Below are 19934 nucleotides of genomic sequence, written 5' to 3'. Positions count from 1 at the left end.
GAGGCCCTGCCTTCATGCGCGTACCTGCGGAAGATCACCCGACCAGGAACTCCGTTCGATCCACACGTTCCAAGATCGGTTGAGATACGGCTTCTAATGCTGTTTGTCAAGCTGCGATGACGGTGGGCGGCACGGCTTCGTAGGTCCGTCCGTCGCGCAGGAGGGCCCAGAGCACGTTGACCCGGCGGCGGGCCAGAGCGAGGACGGCCTGGATGTGGCGCTTGCCCTCGGAGCGTTTGTGTTCGTAGAACCGGCGGGACTCAGTGCAGTGGCGAATGCTGAACAACGCGGAGATGTAGAAGACCCTTTGGAGTCGGCGGTTGTAGCGTCGTGGGTGGCGGAGGTTGCCGCTGATTTTCCCGGAGTCGCGGGGAACGGGGGCAACGCCGCCGAAGCCGGCGAAGCGGTCAGGAGTACCGAAGAGACTCATGTCGCCGCCGGTCGCGGCCAGGAACTCGGCACCGAGGATCACGCCCAGGCCGGGCATGCTGGTGATCACTTCGAAGTCCCGATGTTCGCGGAACCGGGCTTCGATCGCCTTGTCGAACTCGGCAACCTGCTGGTTGAGGGACAGCACCTCCGCCGCCAGGGTGTGCACCAGCTGGGTGGTCAGTTTTTCGCCGGGCAGGTTGGTGTGCTGGCGTCCGGCGGCTTCCCAAACGGTCTCGGCGAGTCGGTCAGCGCGGAGGACCTTGCGGTTGCGCAGCAGGTCTCGAGTCGCTTCTTGTCTGTCCGGCGGAGCGCGGCTGGGGTCTGGTAGCCGGTTACCGGTAGTTCGTTAAATCCGGAGGTAGAGGTCGATGCCGTGTCCGGTGGTGACCGCGTCGATCAGTGCCTGGAGTTCGGAGGGCGGGTCGGTGTCCGTCCAGGCTCGCCACCATCGGTTGAGGGTGACGGGGGAGGGTGAGCCAGGAACGGATGGCCCGTAACGCCCTGATCCAGCAGGGCTGTTGGTGAACCGCTCCGGGCCTGATGGAGGCTCTGATATGCCCCGGGTCTGGGGGAGGAAGGCGGCCTGCTCGGTGCGTGGCAGGGGATACGGGGGCAGGCGGTCCATGGCCGCGGTGAGGATGACGGTTTCCGGGTGGGTGATCGGTTCCCGGCAGGTCAGGGCGGAGGACGCGGGCCCGGTGGGGATGTGGGGGGTCAGCGGCGACACCGTCAAGATCGGGGCCTGGCTCGCCAAGGCCCACACCAAACACCGTTGCGGCCGACTCCTCGACGACCGTGCCCGCCTGATCGCCGCGCTCTTCGACGGCGTCTGGACGACCGAGGCCGCCGTTCCGGCCTGAACGCCCTCCCTCCCCGGCGGGGCGTGGCCCGGGCTCGTATACTGCGCCAGTCCGCGAACCGCCTGCTGAAGGGAAACCGTCCCGCCGTGTTCCAGCAGACCCCCGTCTACGACCGCCTCGTGGCCGAACGCGGCGACGTCCCCGTCCAGGTCCGCGGGGAAGCCGACCGGATACACCGCGACCTGGCCCAGGTACTGCACCGGACATCCGCTGCCCGGCCGAGCGCGCCGCGGAACGTCTTCGACCCGAAGACCCCTCCCGCCGCCCTGTAAGGACTCAGACTCCGCCCGGGGAACCGGCCGCCGTGACCTGGGTGGGACGTTCGTCGTTGTCCGGGTGGTGCCGCCCCTTGCCCATCGCGCCGTGACGGTGCCTGGCCGAGTGTCGCGTCAACCCACGACCGACGCGGACAGGTAGGCACCAGACGCGCCGCGTCACTCACGGCGCCCCGCCGTGGCGGTTCCGGCCGCCCATCAGGCGCCGGATCGTGGGACCGGTCGCAAGAACGGCACCGCCATGGCCGCACCCCGCCCGCGAAGGCACCCCCTGCGGCGCAGCGAGATCCCCCGCGGCACGCAACAGGCCGCGGGCCTGCGGCAGATCCGGGACGCCCTGCCGCCCGCACCCGACTCCCGCACCGCGGCCCCCGCCCACGCCCGGCCGGCGACGGCGTGCTGGGTGCTTGAACGGGTGAGGGCCTTCTGGGTTCGGTGTGGATCGCGACCTCCATTGCCGACCGGATCGTGAGGGCGTGTGGCGTGATTGTCGCCGTTGACCGCCTTGTCGGCGCCATGTCACCTTCGGGCGTCGAAGGCCGTCAACGGGAGGGACACACGGTGACCACAGGCAGCAGTGACAGAAGACGCGAAGGCGCCAGGATCGCCGTCGCGCTCACGGCGATCCTGGTCGCAACGGCCATGGTGGGACCGGCCACGGCAGCCGCTGGTGGTGCGGCGGCCGGCGCCCCGGTGACCGCGCAGGCGATAGCGATGAGCGACCCCACGCCCGAGGAGCAGGAGCAGTTGCGGGCCATCGCCGGTGTCATCTGGACACCCGAGCTGGCGGCCGGATGGAACATGAACGCCGAGGTGGCCAACGTACTGTCAACGGCCACCGGCGAGATCCTCAAGTGCAGCGAGGCTTTCGCCCTCGTGCCGCGCCCGGCCGGCTTCGTGCCCGGACTCGGCTATCTGGTCAACTATTGGAAGAACCTTCGCGACTACTTCCTGGCCGTGAAGAGCGACCGGACGTATCGCGCCTGCGTGGTCACCGCCGCGGCCAACTACCGCTCACCCATCGAAATGGCCTCCATGGGCATCTGACCCGCCCGGCCGACGGGCCGCGAACCGCCGGTGGTACATGGCGCGAGCGGCCTCGCTGGTAAGTGGTGTGCACCGAGGGCGAAGGGCGGAACGACCGGTGGTCCGACCCCGGACGAGAAGCTGACGGTGCTGGCCGTCCTGGTCTTCGGCATCCTCGTCACGCCGACCGCGTTCGGGCAGGGCGTGCTGGGCGCTGTGGGGGAGCTGGCCTCCGGCATCAACGACCCCGGCCGCTGACCGCTCCCCGCACACTGCTCGCGCTTTCGGGTTGGCAGGAGCACGCTGGAAGGTGTGAGTGGCGCGCCCATCGTCGTGCACCGGCCCTCGATCTTCGGGGGCCGGAGGGTCACTGGGCACCGGCACGGCCGGGACGAGATTCTGGGCATCGCCTACAGTGATCACGACCTGGCGGTGTTCCTCGAAGGCGCCGGCATCGACGATCCGGACGCCGCGGTGGATGACCGTCGGTGGTGGAGTGGCGCGGCGGTCCGGCTCATGATTTCCGTGCCGCCTGAACCAGCCGCATCTTTCGAGCCACGAGGTGTGCAATCGCCCATCGGGTCGTCTGCCTCGGCATAGCGTTGCCCGTAAACAACGACAGACACGGGGGAGCGTGGACACGGATATCTGTCGGCGACGGCTGAAAAGTGGACCAGTGACGCCTGGGTTCTACTGGGATTGTTGGCGTGGTGTCGCTGGGGCTGACGGCATGTGATCGTCACGGTATGCCGTTTGCCCGAGGTATCCGCAGGGTGGTGGGCTGACGCCTGAACGGCAGGCGTTTCGTGAGCGGATCCGGATGGAGGCTGTCGGCGTACACCCGAACATGCACCGATCGGTACGAATCAAAGTGCACAACCTTGATCTGATGCCCGTCTGTCCGCAAGGGCGGGTGCCCTCGCGGTGACTTCACCCAACCGGCATGACCTGCGCCGTCTGTTGCGCCTTCAGCGCGTGGCCCGGTCGGCTGTTTCTCGGGTGATGTCGGCGTAGAGGCGGAAGAGGGCCGGGCGGGCCTCGCCGTGGTCGCGTTCGTGCAGGGCCGCCCAGCACCGGGCGATGAGCTCCCGGGCCTGGGTGCCGGGCCAGGGCTGGGGCAGGAGCTGAGGCGGCAGCAGCGGGTCGGGCTCCATGGCGCGGGTGAGTTCGGCGGCCAGCTCGACGGCGATGGTGAGAAGTGCGGCCGGGGAGAGTTCGACAGGGCCGGTGAGCCGGGCGAGGCGGGGCTGGGTGATGCGGCTGAGGCGGTGGTAGCGGTCGGCGATCTCCTGGAGAGGCCACAGACGGCGGGCGAGTTCGGCAGGCTCCCGGGTGTCGCCCCTGCGCAGGTCCGTCGTGGTGAGGAGGGTGAGCGCGTCGTGGGCGCCGATGCGGTGGGCCGCTTCTTCGACGTACGGTTCCCATGTGTTGGCGCAGACGTAGAGTCCGCCCTGGAGCGGGGCGCCGCCGAGGTGGAGGAGCGTCTCGCGCAGGGCGTCCCGGGCGGTGCGCGCCGACTCGGGCACCGCGAAGGCGGCCAGGTGCCAGACCCCGTCCCAGGGCGCGAGCCCGGCGTCCTGCTGGAATGCGTGCCGCAGGAAGTCCGCGTTGGGGACGAGGGCACGCACGGTGTCCGTGGTCGCGTGCAGTTCCGCCTTGCGGCCTCGGCCTTCGTGGGTGAATCGGCCTTCGGCCACGAGGCGTTTGACGCACAGCCGTACCTGCTGGTCGCTCATGCCCAGGGTGTTGGCGACGGTGTACAGCTCGTCCGCGCCGACGGTGCCGTCCTCGCGGATCAGCGCGTGGACGAGCATGCGGGTGGGGACCTCGACGTGGTCGGTGTCGGCGCTCACAGTTCCCTCACCCCTCCTGTTCCGACCGGGCGGTGCATGGTGGTCACCGCGCCGAATCCGAGCAACCCGCGCAGATAGGGCGTGTGCTCGGTCCGTACGGCCGTGAAGCCGCGCCGCTCGTACAGGGCCCTGGCGCGCGGGTTGGTGTCGATCACGTCCAGTCTGATCTCCCGGCAGCCCTGCTCCGCCGCGACGGCGGCCACTTCCTCGATGAGCAGGCCTCCGACGCCGCGGCCGCGCATGTCCGGGTCCACGGCGATGCCGTCCATGACGAGCTGTCCGGGGGCCGGGTGACGTTCGAACAGGGCGAGGAGCAGGAGTCGGTGCAGTCCACGCAGGTGCCCGTAAGCGCGCAGCACGGCGCGGGCCGATCCTCCGGTGAGGGCTCGCCCGCCGTGGTGGTAGCCGGCGAGGCCGACGAGCTGCCCGTCGAGGAGTGCGCAGACCGCTCGATCGGTGTTCAGGTGGGCGGCGATAAAGGGCACTGCCTTGCTCGCCGGGCTCAGGGCGGGGCCGAGTTTGCGGCCGAAGGCGTCCCAGTACAGCTCGGCCACCCGCCGCTCGGCTCCAGCCGGAACACCCCGCTGCACCGTCACCGGTCCGGCCCCGGGCCCTGTCGCGTCCAGTCCCATGCCGTGCCTCCTCTCTTCCTGAAACCGAGACTCAAAACTATCAGATGCTCAACGGTCGTTCCCATGATGATAGTTTCAGTATCTGCTTTTCACACCCGAACAGAGGCGGCCCTCCCATGTGTCCGAAGACCCGGCCCCGACGACGCGGGCTCCGCATCACCGTGTGGTCACTCGTCACGATCCTGGTCGTGGCCGTCGGCCTCGTCGGTGTGGTGCTGTGGCAGAACTCCTACGACATGGACGAGCAGCGGGTCACGATCCGCCACGGCGGCCACACCCTCAGCGGCGTACTGGCCGTCCCCAGGGACGGCCGCAAGCACCACGGCCTGGTCGTGTACGTCCACGGCGACGGCCCCGTCGACGCCACCCACGACGACGGTTACAAGCCCATGTGGGAGGCGAACGCCAAAGCCGGGTACGCCTCCCTGTCCTGGGACAAGCCCGGCGTCGCGGGCACGCCCGGAAACTGGCTCGACCAGTCCATGGACGACCGGGCCGACGAGGCGGCCGCCGCCATCACCTGGGCCCGCGCCCGCCCGGACATCGACGGCGACCGGATCGGACTCTGGGGCGCCAGCCAGGCGGGCTGGGTCCTGCCGAAGATCGCCGCCAAGACGCCCGTGAGCTTCGTCATCGCCGTCTCGCCCGCGATCAACTGGCTCCAGCAAGGCCGCTACAACCTCCTCGCCGAGCTGCGCGCCGACGGCGCATCAGCAGCCCGCACCAAGGCGGAGGTCGCCAAGAGCGACACCACCCGTCGGCTGCTGGGACGCCACGCGAGCTTCGAGGAGTACGTCAGGGCGATGGGCGGCGACGCGGACGGCATGACCGCCGACCGCTGGGGCTTCGTCTCCAAGAACTACACCGCGGACGCCACGCGAGACCTCCGCGCCCTGCGCGGCGTACCGGTGCTGCTGACCCTCGCGGGCCATGACATCAACGTGGACACCGCCGACACGGAGCGCACGTACCACAAGGTGCTGGACGCAGGCGGTGCATTGACGGTCAGGCGTTACCCGGACGCGACCCATTCACTGCTCAAGCAGTCCATTGAGCAGTCGGACCTCAAGATCACGCTCACCGCGCTCCTCTCTCCCCACTCGCTCTTCGCGGACGGATTCCTGCACGATCAAAGACAGTTCCTCAAGGAACTCAGCCGAGGCAGTCACGCCACCTCATGACACCCCGCAGACCCGGCCATGGCGCACGGTGCACGTTCACGTGTGCCGCCCGGTGCACTTTGAAGCGAACGCCGAAGGGCCATAGCCATCAGAGCGCTCTCAAGAGAGCCGGCTTCTCGGCTTCCTGCCACTTCGCGAGCTGTTGCCACAACTCCGCCGAGTGGTCGGGAAGAGCGGCGGGCGCCCCGGGGTCCGGAAGCCGTCGGAAGTCCTCTGCGGTGAGGGGCCTCGTCAGCGAATTTCGATCACACTGCTCCCTCGACGGCGGGCCACTCGTACGCACTGGGTGCACCGACGCGACTCCACCGACGTGAGGCTTCATACAGGGGGAGGCGCTGCGTACTACGAGTAGCCGTGACGCGCCAGACTGCCGGTGCCGAAACGACGTGGGGCCGTGACGCTCCGGGCGCCCGGCGGTCCTTCTTCGGGACCTCAAAGTATCTATGACCTGCTGCTTTCATGCCTGCGTCCAGGGTGACATGTTTCCGGCGACGGAAACACCAGATCACACCTTCGAACTGATCACGCGACCTCACGGGGGAGGGGCCGCACTCGCCTGCCAGCAAGTACGGCTCGACGAAATCCCACCGGCCATGACCGAACTGTCGACGTGTCACACCCACCTTCCACCCCGGCACAGCAGCGGAACACACACATCGATCACGACCTCACACGAGTTTTGGCCGTGCCGTTCTGATGTGTTGGTGACGCGCCCGACTGCATGCGGAGGCCGTGGCCCTGCCGACGCCACATCGGCGTCGGCAGGGCCACCGCGGAGTCCTAGCCGGCCGTCGGCTGGTGTGCTGACGGTATGACCACGAGACGCAGGGTTTCCTCATCGTTGTGCCCGCTGATCGCGAACAGACGGGTTCCGTCCGGTGCCCATGCGAGACCACGGTGCCGCAGGTAGCCGGCGTCGAACCCGGTGGCCGGGGCGAGGAACACCGTGCGGTAGGGGGAGTCGGCCCCGGCCCGATACAGGTATACGTCCGGGTCGGGTTCGATGCTGTTCACGCCAGCTGCGACGTCGCCCCGCGAGGAGACCGCAACGGCGTTGGGATACGACGTGCTCGCATACGTGTGCTCCTCGGCCAGGTCCGGCAGCCGGAACGAGGGATGGTGGTAGGGCGCCCCGGACGCGGTCAGCAGCCTCTTGCCGTCCGGAGTGATGGCCAGGTCGCTGAAGTTGGAGCTGCCGCCAGGCCCGCGCACCGTCGTGTGAAGGACAGGGCTTTCCCCGGAGACGTCGTACACCGAGAGGTGCCCTGGAGAGGTGTTCTGGTCTCCGGCGACGAGAATTCCTGGTGCTGCGGGGGAGGTTGCCAGGAGCGGCGCACCGCTGAAGTCGCCCTCGGGGATGAGCCCCAGACGCACCTTCGGGGTGGAGGTGCCGAGTGTGAGCGAGCCGATGCTCGCCTCCCACTGTTCTCCGTAACCGAAGAACAGTGTCCGGCCGCTCAGCGCCACGTGGAACGGTGCGGTGCCGACGCCGGTGGCATGACGGGCTCGCTGCCGGGCGGAACCGGTATCGATGACGCTGATGGCGTCGCCGAGGGCGAGCGGCGCGTAGAGCGTGCGGGAGTCAGCGGACAACTCCAGGTCGCACACTCCTGGCAGGTCCTTGATTCTGTGGATCAGGCGGCCGTGGTAGTCGGCTACCAGGACACTGCCCGTGGTGTAGTCGGAGACGAATACCCGTTCGTGGAGCGGATCTACCGCGAGATCGCAGTGGTACGCGATCGGCAGTACGGTGCCCTCGTCCGTCGGTGCAGCCTGTGTCGCGGGCGCGGCACCGAGCGATAAGCTCAGCAAGGCCGCGAGCGTCAGCAGCAGGCGGGCGCGGAAAAGTCGTCTTCGCATCGGTGTCCCTTCGGGGAACAGGCAGGAGCGTTGGTCAGGGGTCTGCCCCGTGGCATGGTCCATTGCCGCCTGGGTGTACCCCCGTGTTATCTCCGTACTCCCTGCGAGTTCTGACCACCACAAGGGATATCGCCTGTTCCGCTTGACGTCCGACGTTGCCGGAGCGCGTGCGGCCCCCCTCCACTTTGAGACGACGACTGTGAGAGGCCGTTCTCTTTCTGAACCTCGTGTGCGGTTTCTGCTGGTCAGGCATGAGATCGCGGTTGTCGCGGGAGTCTCGCTCCGTTACTGGCCGAGATGTCGTGGGGGTGGCGGGTGCCGTCGATGCGGGCGGTTCTGAAGACGCGGCGGAAGGCTGCGGCGGTGCGGGGGGAGGAACTCGAAGCCGAGCTGGAGCGGGTTCAGGCGGCTCTGCGGAGGCGGAAGAAGTGCTCCGGCGCCGGGTGATCGGTCTGGAGCAGTATCTGGAGGCGCTGGTCGAGGCGGATGCGCCCGCCGTGGTGACCGACGGATCCTCGCAGAAGATAGCCGGTGGGACCGCGCCGGGCGGTGCCCCACCGTCAGGACACGGCTGGCACCGAGGTGCTGTCGGTGAACCACCAGGCGTTGCACGCTGAGCCGGCCGCTCCCGGCAGCTGGCGGGGTCGGCATGCACGACCGCTCCAGCCGTCCGCACCGTCAGCCACGCCGCACCCCACCTGAGATCGAGGCCCAGGTCGTGCGCCTGCGCCGCTAACACGGGATCGGCCCGGTGCGTCTGGCCGCACGATGCGGCATCGCCGCCTCCATCGCGCACCGCATCCTGGGCCGCAACAACCTGCCGGCCCCGGCCACGCTGGACCGGGCCACCGGCGAACCGGTGCGCCGCTTCGAGCGAGCCCGACCCGGTGAACTGGTCCCCATCGACGTCAAGAAGCTCGGCCGCATCCCCGACGGCGGCGGGCACCGCACCCGGGGCCGTGCCGAAGGCCGGCGCAACCGAACCGGGACCGGCTATGCGTACCTGCACACCGCTCTGGACGACCACACCCGCCTCGTCTACACCGAGGACCTGCCCGACGAGAGGGCCGCCACCTGCACCGGTTTCCTCACCCGGGCTGCCGCCTGGTTCGCCGCACGCGGCATCACGATCGAACGCGTCCTTACCGACAACCACCGTCGCGCGCCACCGGGCGCCCCCGCTCGCAGGGGCGTGAGCGCACACGTTGGGCCCCGTGTCACCGCGACATGTACGTTTTGTCGGCGGGCTGGGCGACTTCCTCGCGCGGGGTGACCCTCCGGGTGTGGAACGACCACAGGACGTACAGGGCCAGGCCGTAGCCGAGGAGCTGGACGGAGAGGTAGCTTCCGGTCCCGCCGCTCTCGACGACGGGGAACAGCACCAGGGGCGCGACGAACATGCCGAGGCCGTGCGCGAGCGACGTGGCGGCGGCATAGCTCTCCACGGCCCCGGGCGGAGCGGTGCGGGTGACGAGTGGTTGGACGCTGGGGGCGATGAGGCACTGCCCGACGGCGAAGACGAGGCCGAACAGGACACCCAGCAGCAGTCGTCCACGCGGCGCGGGAAGCAGCAGGGCGCCAGCCTGGAAGGCCAGCGCCACCAGCCAGGTCAGGATCGCCACCCACAGGGCACCCGTGTAGCCGACACGTTCGACGAGGCGCAGCGCGAGTCCCTGGAACACGATGATCCCGGCGGTGTTGCACGCGATGACGACGCTGATCGCCACCACTGAGAAGTGCGCGTCGCGCATCACGGCGGGCACCACGGACTCGAACTGGCCGAGCCCGAAGATCACGAGGGCCGACTGGAGCGCCAGCAGGCGCAGGAACACCGGATCGCGCAGGGCGGCGAAGCGCCTGCCCGGCGCGGCGGCTCCGGCCTCAGCGGCGCCGGACGCCGCACCCCGCGGCTCCGCACGTGTCCGCCCGAGGCGGACCAGTACCACCCCGTACGCGAGGTAGCTGGCGGCGTTGGCCGCCAGGCACAGGGTGTAGCCATCGTCACCGAGCCACTGGACGGCCTGGCCGCCCAGCAGAGAACCGGCCGTCATCATCAGCGCGGACGCGCGGTGCTGCCCGGACAGCACGCGGCTGAACGCCGCGTCGCCGAACGCCTTGGTCAGCAAAGGGGTCTGGACCGCGTAGTAGATGCCCGTGCCCGCACCGGACAGGCAGGCGGCGGGCACCGTGGCCGCCATCGAGTCCGCCGTCGTGAGCCAGGTCGCGCCCGCGGCCTGGAAAACCGTGGCGGCGACGGCGGTCGGGCCGGGGCCCCGGACACGGCCGATCCAGGCGGCGAACGGGTTGACCACGAGCCCGGAGAGCGCGAACAGGGCGAAGTAGAGGGAGACGCCCGAGGTGGACACGCCCAGCATCTCTCTCAGATAGGCCACGATGAGGGGCAGCACCAGGCCGCTGCCGAAAGCGGTGGCGCCCCAACCGGTCAGGAACCACCTGTAGCCGGCCAGCGACGCGCGTGTGGATAAGAGCCCATGAACAGAGGGCATGCCGAGATATCCAAACCGAGGCAGAAAAAGACAAGTGCGATTATATCTTGCTCGTGTGATGAACCGTCAGTCCCTTGTCGCCAAGCGTCGCGAGGGCAGCCAAGGACGCGTGGGGCGAACGGATAAAGACTGGCGGGGAGGGTAGCAGAACGCCGTAGCGACTCAGCGCTAGCGGGAGAGTTATGAGTGAGCAACTTCGTGCGCGTTCCCCTCAGGGCTTGAGGATGCGGGTCTTCGGGACGATGACCGCCTTGCACGGGACACGGGAGCTGTCGCTGGGAGCCCCGCGCCACCGGGCGCTGCTGGGACTCCTGGTGGTCCGGCTGAACCAGGTCGTCCCTGTCCCCCAGCTCATCGAGGAGCTGTGGGGCGACCGTCCTCCCCGACGCCCGACAGCCGCCCTGCACACGTACATCTCCCATATGCGCCGCGCGCTCAGCAACGGTGCGGGGCCGGGAGGCCCGTCGATGCTGGTGCGCCACCAGGCGCCCGGCTACGTCCTCGCCCTCGACCCGGACCAGGTCGACGCCCACCGGTTCGAGCGCCTGGTGCTCCAGGCGCGGCGCGACATGACGGCCCGGGACCACCGGATGGCGCAGGACCGGCTCAGCGCCGCCCTGAAGTTATGGCGGGGCACCCCCTACCTGGATCTCGTTGACTACGCGCCGATGGCCGAGGAGAGCGCCCGGCTGGAGCAGGCGCGGCTGACCGCGGTGGAGTTGCACGCCGAGGCGTCCCTCGCTCTCGGAGAGAACGACGCCGTCGTGGCGCGGCTCCATCCCGAGGCCCAGCGGTACCCGACGCGCGAGTGCCTGGTCGCGTATCTGATGACCGCTCTGTACCGGCTGGGCCGGCAGGCCGACGCGCTGCGGCTGTTCGAGCGGACGCGTGCGCAGCTGGCGGAGGAGCTGGGCGTGGACGCCGGCGCCGAACTCCAGCGGATCCACGCCGCCATACTGCGCCAGGAGCTGCCGTTCGGTGACCGCACCGCCACGCGTACGGTCGTGATCACGGACGAGGACCGGGCCGGCGGGACGGCCTCCCCGCAGCCCGAGGCCCCCGCGGGCGGCGACCACAAGGACACGACGGCGTGGGGCGCGCGGGCGGACCGGCCGGATCCCTCCCGCGAACGGACGGAGCCGGCTGCCCGGGTTGCGCTTCTGAACACCGCGGGCGTCACGTACGGCATCACCGTCCCGCACGATTCCGAGGTGTCCCGCCCCTTGACATCGTTGCCATTCGTCGGCCGCACCTACGAGCTGGCCGTACTCGGCGCCTGGGCGGACGCCGCCCTCTCCGGCGAAGGCGGTCTGGCCGCGGTGACGGGTCAATCCGGGATCGGCAAGACCGAGTTGACGGTCGAAGTCACGCGTGGCGTGCGGGAGGCCGGGCAGGAAGTGATCAGCGTCTCCTGCCGCAGCGAGGACGGTCCGGCGTACGGGGTGTGGGCCCGGATACTGCAGGAGCTCTCCCGCACGCGCCCCGAAGCGTTCCGCACGGTCAGCGCTCGGTACAGCCGTCTGCTCAGCGGCCTCCTGTCCGACGCGCCGTCGGACGCGGCGGAGGAGGACGTGCAACCGCCGCTGCGGGCGCCCTTCCTCGTCGAGGACGCCGTGTGCGTGATCCTCGTGGCACTGGCCCGGCAGAAGCCGTTCCTGCTGGTGCTGGACGATCTGCAGTCGGCCGACTACCCCTCCCTGAGCCTGCTGTACCTGCTCACGTGCCGGTTGCCCGAGGTGCCGCTCGGCGTCCTGGTGACCAGCGCCGACCCGGGCCCGGCGTCCGAGAGCACGCCCCAGACGGCACTGGACCATCTGCTGAGCAGCGCCCGTACGTTGACCCTGCGGCTGGGCGGCCTCTCCGAGCAGGCGGTCGCCGCACTGGTGGCCACGCACGTCGACGCGGAGGTCGACGCCGAGGCGACGCTCGCACTGCACAAGCACAGCGGGGGCAGCCCGTACGCTCTGCGCCGGCTGCTGTCGCTGGCGTGAGGACGCCCGCGCCCAGGGCGTGCCGCTCCACCCGCTCGGGACGTTCGCGGGACGGGCCGGCGTGGCGGTATGAATCCCGTCCGGCGCGCGTGGTCACGCGTGACACCGTCACGGCCGCGGCGGGAGCGAAGCCACGGAGGCGAAGCAGGTGGGACGTGCGGGGCAACCGGTGCCGGGCACCTTGCCGACGGCGGCCCTGAGGCACCGCACCTCTCCGGCGCGGACCGGTCCCCGCGACCTCCACGCCGTCGTGGCGGTCGCGGCCACCGGAGGGGCCGGTGCGTGCAGCCGGCGCGTCACGGGGCGCTGAAGGCGTTCGCCGCGCCATCACCCTGTCGAACCCCGCGGACGACTTCACCGTGGGCGGAAACCGCGTACCTTCGCTCAGGTCTCACACGGCACTGGTGGACGCCACCAGGAGGTCCACGCCCTGCCCATCGCCCGCCGGGTACAGACCCGTGGCGGCGACGGTGGTCTGACCGGGCGGCTGGCAGCAAACGGTGAACTGGTCAATCGCACCGCATCGTTGGCCGCCGCAACCGGCGCCGGCACCGTCGGCCAGGGAACCCTGTCCGCGCGGACCCGCAAGGGCCCCACCGGTACGCACGGCCCGGACCGCGACCCGGCGGCGTCAGACCACGGGCGAGGCGCCGCCGTCCATGTTGATCGCCGTGCCGGTCGTGAATCCCGCCTGCTCCGAGCACAGGAAGCAGGCCATGGCGGCGAACTCCTCGGCCTTGCCCATGCGGCCGACCGGGATGTCGGCCCCGGCCTTGGCGACGTAGTCCTCGAACGACATGTCCGTTTCCTCGGCTTCGTAGCGACGCACGATCTGGTCCGACACGATCCGGCCGACGAGCAGGGCGTTGACCAGGATGCCGTGCGGGGCGCCCTCACCGGCGAGGACCTTCGTCAGCGCCATGCCGGCTGCTCGGGACACCACCGTGGGGGCGCCGTTGGCCTGCGGTGTCTTGGCCCCGGTGTTGAGCACGTTGATGATCCGGCCCCATCCGCGCTGCTTCATGCCGGGCCAGACGAGCCGGGCGAAGCGGATCGCCGCGAAGAGCTTCAGATCCAGGTCCTCCTGCCAGATGTCATCGGTGATCTGGTCCGACGGCATGGACCGGGTCTGGCCGGCATTGTTGATCAGGATGTCGACCCGCCCGAACGCGCCGACCACCGCGTCATGGGATTCCTGGATGCTCGCGGCCTTGGAAACGTCGCAGCTGAAGGTCTCGACCCGTCCCCGGGCACCGGCCGAGACCACAGCCTTGGCCTCGGCCAGGGTGTCGGGATCGCGGGCCAGGAGCGCCACGTCGGCGCCGGAGGCGGCGAACTCCTTGGCCATCGCGAGCCCAAGACCCTTGCTGGCACCTGTGATGACGGCGCTGCGGCCGTCCAGACGGACTTCCATGGGTTTCCTCTCGTGCGGTGGTGACCCGGCCAGTGCGGGGGAAGCAGGCGAACGCCGTCCGCCGACGGGCTCGTCAGTCGTTCCGGACGTTTCCAAGGGCTACGGCGTGCCGTGACGCGTCGCAGCCCGCGGAGAGGAGGCCGTCGCCGAAGTCGTGCGAAGGGCGGCGCCAGACGGAGTGGATGTGGTTGGCCTCGTTGAAGGTGTTGTCGTACTCGATGAGCAGTCCCGGGCCTTGGACGCGGTAGTAGTGGCCGTCGCCGCGACGCACCGAGCCCTCCCAGGAGAAGTGCAGGCGTTCCTGGTCGATTCGCGCGAACTCGTGGTCGGCGAGTTCGTGCCTGAGCCGGTCGAGGTAGAGGCGGACGAGGTCGACCAGCAGCTCGCCGGCGGGCTTGTCGAGTTGCGCCGGTGTCACGCCGACCGGTTCCGAGGGGACGACGCGCGGGGAGTCGCTGCTGCGGATGTCCTGTGGCGTCAGGTCCGACACGACGGCGAGGCGGCGGGCGGCCGGGCCCATGCGCTCGAGGAGTTCGCGGGCGAGTTCCTCCTCGAGCTGCAACGGCTGGCTGACGACGCGGCTGCGGTAGGTGACGCGGGCCGGGTTCGCGCCGAGGAAGAACGGCGTCGCCGAGACGCGGCCGTCGGCGACGAGGACGTTCACCGACAGGTGGTGGCCTTCGATCCGCCACCCCCACGGTTCGTCGCCGTCCGGGGTGCCGAAGAGGATCGTCCAGTAGTCGCCGCTGTGGCGGTCGCGGTGCCCGCCCTCCTGGCGGTCGAGGACGTCCTCCAGCGCCATGACCGTCGCCGCCTGCGCGTAGGTGTGAGGGCTGAGTACCGTCGCGAGCATGCCGTGCACCGCCTTGCGCTGGTCCCGCCCGAGATCGCCGAGCGCCAGGCCGGGGCGTGTGCCGGGTGCGTACCCCCAGCGGTGCCGGAGACCGTCGTCGGCGACCGCGCGTACCGCGTGTTCGAGCTGGTCGGCGTCCAGCAGTTTGATGAACCGACGCGTGGCGTCGGTGACGTCGTGCAGCACGTTTCGATCTCCCATTCACTCGCTTCCGGAGACTGCTTCACGAAGCGCGTTCCGGCTCGGTCCCTTCGCAGGTCGGCGAAGTCACCGCTGGTGCCGAGCCCCGGTCGGGGCGCCGGGCCCTCGGCCTCACTCGCCGTACCAGGGCTGGTGAAGCCGGGGCCGACAGGACCGTGATGCTGTTCGGGCGGACCCGTACGGTCCGCGGCGTACCGCCCGCGCGCCATCCCTGGCACGTCACCGCCGGGCCGGGACGCGCTCGTGCCCGTCCCGGCGGTGGACGCCGGCTGCCGCACCGGCGTCCGCCACCGGCAACCCGGCTCAGCCCTCCGGCGCGGACAGCGCGGGTACCGCCGCCTCCTGCAGGGTCGCGCGGTAGATGTCCTGGAGCAGGATCAGGCTGTCCAGCCCGGCCCGGTCGTCGGCGACCATCCTGTGCCCGTCCCGTACGGCCGCCGCGAAGTCCGCGATCTGCCGGCGGTGGGAGATGCCGTAGTAGCCGATGCCCGGCGGGGCCTGCTCCGTCTCCGCCGAGGTGAGATCTGCCGCCGCCGCGCGCAGTTCCTCGTTGCCTTCCGCCATGTGCAGGGTCCCGGGGTGGTCGAGGTCGAAGAGGACCGACCCTCCGGTGCCGATGAGTTCCACGCGGGTGCGCCAGGTGATGCTGCTGGCCACGGTGACCTGGTAGGTCACGAGCGCGCCCTGCGGGCCGCGCAGCAGCGCCGCGAGGGTGTCCTCGGTCTCCATGCCGCCCCGCGGCGCGGTGTGCCCGGCGGCCGCGCCGACCACCGCGAGCCCGCCGGTCAGCCAGCGGGTCACGTCGAGCGCGTGGTAGCCCTGGTTGACCATGGCCGAGCCGCCCTCACCCGCGTAGGTGCCGCGCCAGTCGCTGCCCGCGTAGTACGCGTCGTCGCGGCCGCACTGCAGGCTGACCACGCCCGAGACGAGGTTGCCCAGCAGGCCGGCCCCGATCCAGTCCCGGACGGCGGTGACGACGCGGTCGTAGCGGTGTTGGGAGACGACCGACAGCACCCGTCCGGTGCGCTCGGCGAGGGACGTCAGGGCCGTGCCGTCCTCGACGCTGAGGGCGAGAGGCTTCTCCACGAGCACATGCTTGTCCGCTTCGAGCGCCGCCGAGACCAGCCCGTGGTGTGTGGCGTGCCCGGTCACGATGGAGACGCTGTCCACCTCCGGGTCGGCAAGCACCTCGCTCACGTCCGTCGTGACGCGCGGCAGGCCGTGCTCACGAGCCAGCGACTTCGCGGCGGCGGGATCGCGGTCGCAGGCCCAGCGCACCTCCACGTCGGGCAGGGCGGAGAAGCCGTCGACGTGGTTGGGGGCGACACGGCCGCAGCCGACGACGGCATGGACGAGAGGCTTCACCTGGTACTCCCGGCATGGCTCGAACGAGTGGGGGACAGGGGTGACGGCGCGCCAGGCGCCCGGTCGAGGTGCACCGGGGTCAGCCATTCGTCGTGGTCGCCGGTCACGGCTCGTACGGTGTCGTGGTAGCGGGACTCGAGCGCCTGCGTGATCTCGCCCGCGGTCTTGCCGTCGCCGATGGGGAAGCCGTCCACCTCGACGGCGGGCAGCACCTCGGCCGAGGTGCCCATGAGGAAGAGCTCGTCGGCGAGGTACAGCTCGGTGCGCTCGACCGGCCTGGTCTCCACGTCGAGGCCGAGCTCTTCCCGGGCCAGCTGGATGAGGGTGCGTCGGGTGATGCTGTCCAGCACTCCGTCGGACAGGGGCGGAGTGATCACCCGGCCGCGGCTGACCAGGGCGATGCACGCCCCCGACGACTCGGTGACGTGACCGTTGGCGTTGAGGAAGACCGGCCAGTCGGCCCCGCGTGCGAGGGCGTCGATGTTGCCCAGCCGGCCGTTGTGGTAATTGGAGAACACCTTCATCGACGCCGGTGAGGCACCGGGGTGGAAGCGCGGCCACGAGCTGACCGCGAGCGTGCAGGTGCGGCCCTGGCCCAGCTTGCTCTCGAACTCCCAGGTCTCGATGGCGATCTCGGCCGGGGTGCCGCGCGGCACCATCTGCTGGCGATGCGTCCCGGCGGCGAAGCCCCACGGGCGGATGTGCAGGTCCTTGCCCGTGGCCTGCCAGGACGCGAGGAGTTCGACCGTCGCGGTGACGAGCGCGTCCGCGTCGAACTCGGACTCCAGCCAGCTCATCCGCAGCGAGTCGAGCAGGCGTTGCATGTGCTCGCGCAACCGGAAGCCGTGGAGCGTCTCCCGCGTACTGCTCCAGTACGCGTGGACGCCTTCGAACGCGGCTGAGACCGAGGCGTGGCCCACCGAACTGATGTGGACGGTGGCCTCCTCCCACGGCATGAGGACGCCGTCGCGCCAGATCAGCCGCCCGTAGCCAGCAGACATGGATGTTCCTTTCCGGAAGGACGGGGACAGAGGACGTGGATGTCTATGCGCGCGGAGCCGTGTCGGCCGGCGGGGTCAGCTGTCGGGGGCGGTCGGCCGGCCCGAGCCGTGCGGTCCCGTGCGGGACAGGCGTTCCGCCGGAGACGCTCCCAGGCGACGGACGACGCATCGAAATCATGGTGCTCCCTCGAAGTGAATCGCTGGTACGTGCGGCTCGATTCGCAGCAGACCTGTGGTGATCATGGAAGCCGTGACCAATCGAAACACGGCGACCAGGGGCTGTCCACATTCTCAGGGCGCCGACAATGCTTCCTTTAGGTGAGGTATAGGCGGGCGTTTAGATGGCATTTACATCACTGGCGACCGGGCGATCCGGTCTGATACAAAAATGCGGCACGTTCCTTTCGGGTCCACCGGGAGCGGGAAAGACGGCCGTGCTCGACCGCCGGCGGGCGTCCGACCGGTTCCGGCCAGGAGCTGGAGGGATGCCTGTAGGTCTACGGGAAGCCGTTCCGGCGGAATCCGGACTCCCGGCCACATCGTGGCGTTGTCCCACGCCTGCGTACCGAAACCGCATCGCACCGCGCAACGGGAGCTGACCAGGAAAATTCCACGGGAAACCCTGGAACGCCATTTCCGTGTCCATAATCCAGACGGCTTTCCCCTGCGCTTATCCGGCTCATTCCGACCCCTTTCTCGCGAGGAGTGTTCCTTATGTCGAACGCGGACGAACTGGCCAGGCGGGCCCGACTCCGCGTCGTCGAACTGGCGGCTCGCAAGGCCATCCACCTGGGTCCCGGGCTTTCGCTGATCGACGTGCTGGCCGCGCTCTACACCCGGGTCCTGCGTCGTGACCCGGCCCGCCCCGACTGGCCGGACCGCGATCTGCTCGTCCTCAGCAAGGGCCACGGCGCCTACGGCCTGTACGCCGTGCTCGCCGAACTGGGCGTGCTGACCACGGACCTGGACGAACTTCCGGGGCACCCGTCGGACGACATCCCGGGGGTCGAGGCGGCCACCGGGGCGCTGGGCCACGGCCTGTCCCTCGCGAGCGGCCTGGCGCTGGGCGCGCGGCTCGCGGGCAGCGACCGCCGGGTGTACGTGGTCATGGGCGACGGCGAGCTCGACGAGGGCAGTAACTGGGAGGCGGCGCAGTTCGCCGCCCACCACCGGCTCGGCAACCTCGTGGCCGTCGTCGACCGCAACCGCCTCCAACAGGAGGGCGACACGGAAGACGTCTGCGCGCTGGAACCCCTGGCGGACAAGTGGCGTGCCTTCGGCTGGCGGGTCGGTGAGAGCGACGGCCACGACGTCGCGGCCGTCGCCGACGCCGTCACCGCGCTGGGAGCCGGGCACGGTCCGGCGGTGCTGATCGCCCACACCACCAAGGGCAAGGGCGTTCCCTTCGCGGAGGGCGACCCCGCCTGGCACATGGGAGTGCTGGACGCCGCCCAGCACCGCGTCGCCGTCGCCGCACTGACCGCGACGGCGTGAGGAGAGCACCGTGACCACCACATCCATCCCGCCGCACCCCGCGTCCGCCGCGCCGCGGAGCATGCGCGCGGAGCTCGCCCCGGTGCTGGCCGCCGCCGTGGCCGCCGACCCCGGCCTGATCACCGTGGGCGCGGACGGACGGGCCCTGTTCGGCCAGGTCATCGAGCGGGACCCGCGCCGCTACGTGGACGTGGGCATCGCCGAGGCCAACCTGGTCGGCGTCGCCGCGGGCCTGGCCCGCGCCGGCCTGCGTCCGGTGGCCGCCGCCATGGCGCCGTTCCTGGTCCGCCGGGCGTACGAGCAGATCCGGTTGGACGTGTGCGTGCCCGGCCTGCCGGTTGTCCTGCTCGGCGTGGGCGGCGGCCTCGGCTACGGCCCGCTCGGCCCCACCCACCACGCCACGGACGACATCACCCTGATGTCGGCCATGCCCGGCATGGAGGTGTACTGCCCCGCCGACGCCGCCGACGCCGTCCGCGTGGTGCGGACGGTGCTGGCCGACACCTCGGGCCCGGCCTACGTACGGCTGTCCGCGCGGCCTGATCCCGTGCTGCCGCCGGCGGCTTCCGGGGGTGACCCCCGCGAACCCCGGCTGCTGCGGGACGGCGACGACGTCCTGGTCCTGGCGACCGGACGGTGCGTGGCCGAGGCGCTGGACGCCGCCGACGGGCTGGCCGCGGACGGGGTGGCGGCGGCCGTCGCCTCGGTGACCGCCCTGCACCCCTTTCCCGCCGCCGCGGTCCGGGAGCTCGTCGGCAGTCGGCCGCTCGTCGTGACCGCGGCGGAGTCCCTGCCGCAGGGCGGTCTTGGCCCGTGCACGGCGGACGCGCTCGGCCGCCGGGGGCCGGCGCTGATCAGCCTGCACACCGACCACCGGTACCCCCCGGTCGCCGCCCACCAGGACCTTCTCCGTTTCTACGGCGTCGATGGTCAGAGCATCCGGTCCGCCGTACTGAGCCACCGCAACCGGAAGACGAGGGAAGCGTGAC

The 19934-nt window shown here is 70.4% G+C and carries 15 protein-coding genes and 4 pseudogenes; 10 read left to right on the top strand and 9 right to left on the bottom strand.

Annotated elements, in window-relative coordinates; genetic code table 11:
* Positions 1-106: 106 nt before the first annotated feature.
* Positions 107-774: pseudogene (locus AB0A94_RS35425) on the bottom strand (transposase); the annotation flags it as partial.
* A 290-nt stretch (positions 775-1064) separates the two neighbouring features.
* Between AB0A94_RS35425 and AB0A94_RS35420 the strand changes: the two are divergent.
* From AB0A94_RS35420 to AB0A94_RS35405, 4 genes and pseudogenes are all read left to right on the top strand, one after another.
* Positions 1065-1292: a hypothetical protein gene (locus tag AB0A94_RS35420; RefSeq protein ID WP_361750693.1), complete on the top strand. Its 228-nt coding sequence runs from the start codon at positions 1065-1067 to the stop codon at positions 1290-1292.
* Positions 1293-1378: 86 nt separating this feature from the next.
* Positions 1379-1564: a hypothetical protein gene (locus AB0A94_RS35415; RefSeq protein ID WP_361750692.1), complete on the top strand. Its 186-nt coding sequence runs from the start codon at positions 1379-1381 to the stop codon at positions 1562-1564.
* 438 nt (positions 1565-2002) lie between these two features.
* The gene (locus AB0A94_RS35410; protein ID WP_361750690.1) at positions 2003-2614 is read left to right on the top strand and encodes a hypothetical protein; all 612 of its coding nucleotides are present in this window, start codon (positions 2003-2005) and stop codon (positions 2612-2614) included.
* Between the two features lie 291 nt (positions 2615-2905).
* Positions 2906-3129: pseudogene (locus AB0A94_RS35405) on the top strand (hypothetical protein).
* Between the two features lie 432 nt (positions 3130-3561).
* On the opposite strand, the gene AB0A94_RS35400 reads toward AB0A94_RS35405, so the two are convergent.
* Positions 3562-4407: a PaaX family transcriptional regulator C-terminal domain-containing protein gene (locus AB0A94_RS35400; protein WP_361750695.1), complete on the bottom strand. Its 846-nt coding sequence runs from the start codon at positions 4405-4407 to the stop codon at positions 3562-3564.
* 35 nt (positions 4408-4442) lie between these two features.
* A complete protein-coding gene (locus tag AB0A94_RS35395) occupies positions 4443-5078 on the bottom strand; it encodes a GNAT family N-acetyltransferase (RefSeq protein ID WP_361750688.1) in 636 nt (211 codons plus the stop codon).
* 116 nt (positions 5079-5194) lie between these two features.
* On the opposite strand from AB0A94_RS35395, the gene AB0A94_RS35390 reads away from it, so the two are divergent.
* On the top strand, positions 5195-6259 hold the full coding sequence (locus AB0A94_RS35390; protein ID WP_361750686.1) for an alpha/beta hydrolase: 1065 nt from the start codon (positions 5195-5197) through the stop codon (positions 6257-6259).
* 780 nt (positions 6260-7039) lie between these two features.
* Here the strand turns inward: AB0A94_RS35390 and AB0A94_RS35385 are convergent.
* Positions 7040-8182 carry a hypothetical protein gene (locus AB0A94_RS35385; protein WP_361750684.1) on the bottom strand — a complete coding sequence of 381 codons (1143 nt, stop codon included), beginning with the start codon at positions 8180-8182 and terminating at the stop codon, positions 7040-7042.
* A gap of 261 nt (positions 8183-8443) precedes the next feature.
* On the opposite strand from AB0A94_RS35385, the pseudogene AB0A94_RS35380 reads away from it, so the two are divergent.
* Together AB0A94_RS35380 and AB0A94_RS35375 are read left to right on the top strand one after the other, a co-directional pair.
* A pseudogene (locus AB0A94_RS35380) lies at positions 8444-8734 on the top strand (hypothetical protein); the annotation flags it as partial.
* Positions 8733-9272: pseudogene (locus tag AB0A94_RS35375) on the top strand (DDE-type integrase/transposase/recombinase); the annotation flags it as partial. The pseudogenes AB0A94_RS35380 and AB0A94_RS35375, both read left to right, overlap by 2 nt.
* A gap of 64 nt (positions 9273-9336) precedes the next feature.
* On the opposite strand, the gene AB0A94_RS35370 reads toward AB0A94_RS35375, so the two are convergent.
* On the bottom strand, positions 9337-10626 hold the full coding sequence (locus AB0A94_RS35370) for an MFS transporter (protein ID WP_361750682.1): 1290 nt from the start codon (positions 10624-10626) through the stop codon (positions 9337-9339).
* 251 nt (positions 10627-10877) lie between these two features.
* On the opposite strand from AB0A94_RS35370, the gene AB0A94_RS35365 reads away from it, so the two are divergent.
* Positions 10878-12617, top strand: coding sequence for a BTAD domain-containing putative transcriptional regulator (locus AB0A94_RS35365; RefSeq protein ID WP_361750680.1), 1740 nt, complete (start codon positions 10878-10880; stop codon positions 12615-12617).
* A gap of 631 nt (positions 12618-13248) precedes the next feature.
* Here AB0A94_RS35365 and AB0A94_RS35360 read toward each other — a convergent pair.
* The 4 genes from AB0A94_RS35360 to AB0A94_RS35345 all read right to left on the bottom strand — a co-directional run bounded on the left by AB0A94_RS35360 (position 13249) and on the right by AB0A94_RS35345 (position 17451).
* Positions 13249-14031, bottom strand: coding sequence for an SDR family oxidoreductase (locus tag AB0A94_RS35360; RefSeq protein ID WP_361750678.1), 783 nt, complete (start codon positions 14029-14031; stop codon positions 13249-13251).
* A gap of 73 nt (positions 14032-14104) precedes the next feature.
* Positions 14105-15085 carry a DUF3500 domain-containing protein gene (locus AB0A94_RS35355; RefSeq protein WP_361750676.1) on the bottom strand — a complete coding sequence of 327 codons (981 nt, stop codon included), beginning with the start codon at positions 15083-15085 and terminating at the stop codon, positions 14105-14107.
* A gap of 303 nt (positions 15086-15388) precedes the next feature.
* Entirely contained in the window at positions 15389-16450 is a 1062-nt protein-coding gene (locus tag AB0A94_RS35350; RefSeq protein WP_361750674.1) for a Gfo/Idh/MocA family oxidoreductase, read from the bottom strand.
* Complete coding sequence (locus AB0A94_RS35345) at positions 16447-17451, bottom strand: aminotransferase class IV (protein WP_361750672.1); 1005 nt, start codon at positions 17449-17451, stop codon at positions 16447-16449. The genes AB0A94_RS35350 and AB0A94_RS35345 overlap by 4 nt, the downstream gene beginning before the upstream one ends.
* A gap of 714 nt (positions 17452-18165) precedes the next feature.
* On the opposite strand from AB0A94_RS35345, the gene AB0A94_RS35340 reads away from it, so the two are divergent.
* Positions 18166-18945 carry a transketolase gene (locus AB0A94_RS35340; protein WP_361750670.1) on the top strand — a complete coding sequence of 260 codons (780 nt, stop codon included), beginning with the start codon at positions 18166-18168 and terminating at the stop codon, positions 18943-18945.
* Positions 18946-18955: 10 nt separating this feature from the next.
* Positions 18956-19933 carry a transketolase C-terminal domain-containing protein gene (locus AB0A94_RS35335; RefSeq protein ID WP_361750668.1) on the top strand — a complete coding sequence of 326 codons (978 nt, stop codon included), beginning with the start codon at positions 18956-18958 and terminating at the stop codon, positions 19931-19933.
* The last annotated feature ends 1 nt before the right edge of the window (position 19934 follow it).

Source organism: Streptomyces sp. NPDC044984 (genome assembly GCF_040646935.1).
Taxonomy (GTDB): Bacteria; Actinomycetota; Actinomycetes; order Streptomycetales; family Streptomycetaceae; genus Streptomyces.
The sequence above is the reverse complement of the archived record's forward strand: the minus strand, read 5'-3'. Positions and strand labels throughout refer to the sequence as shown.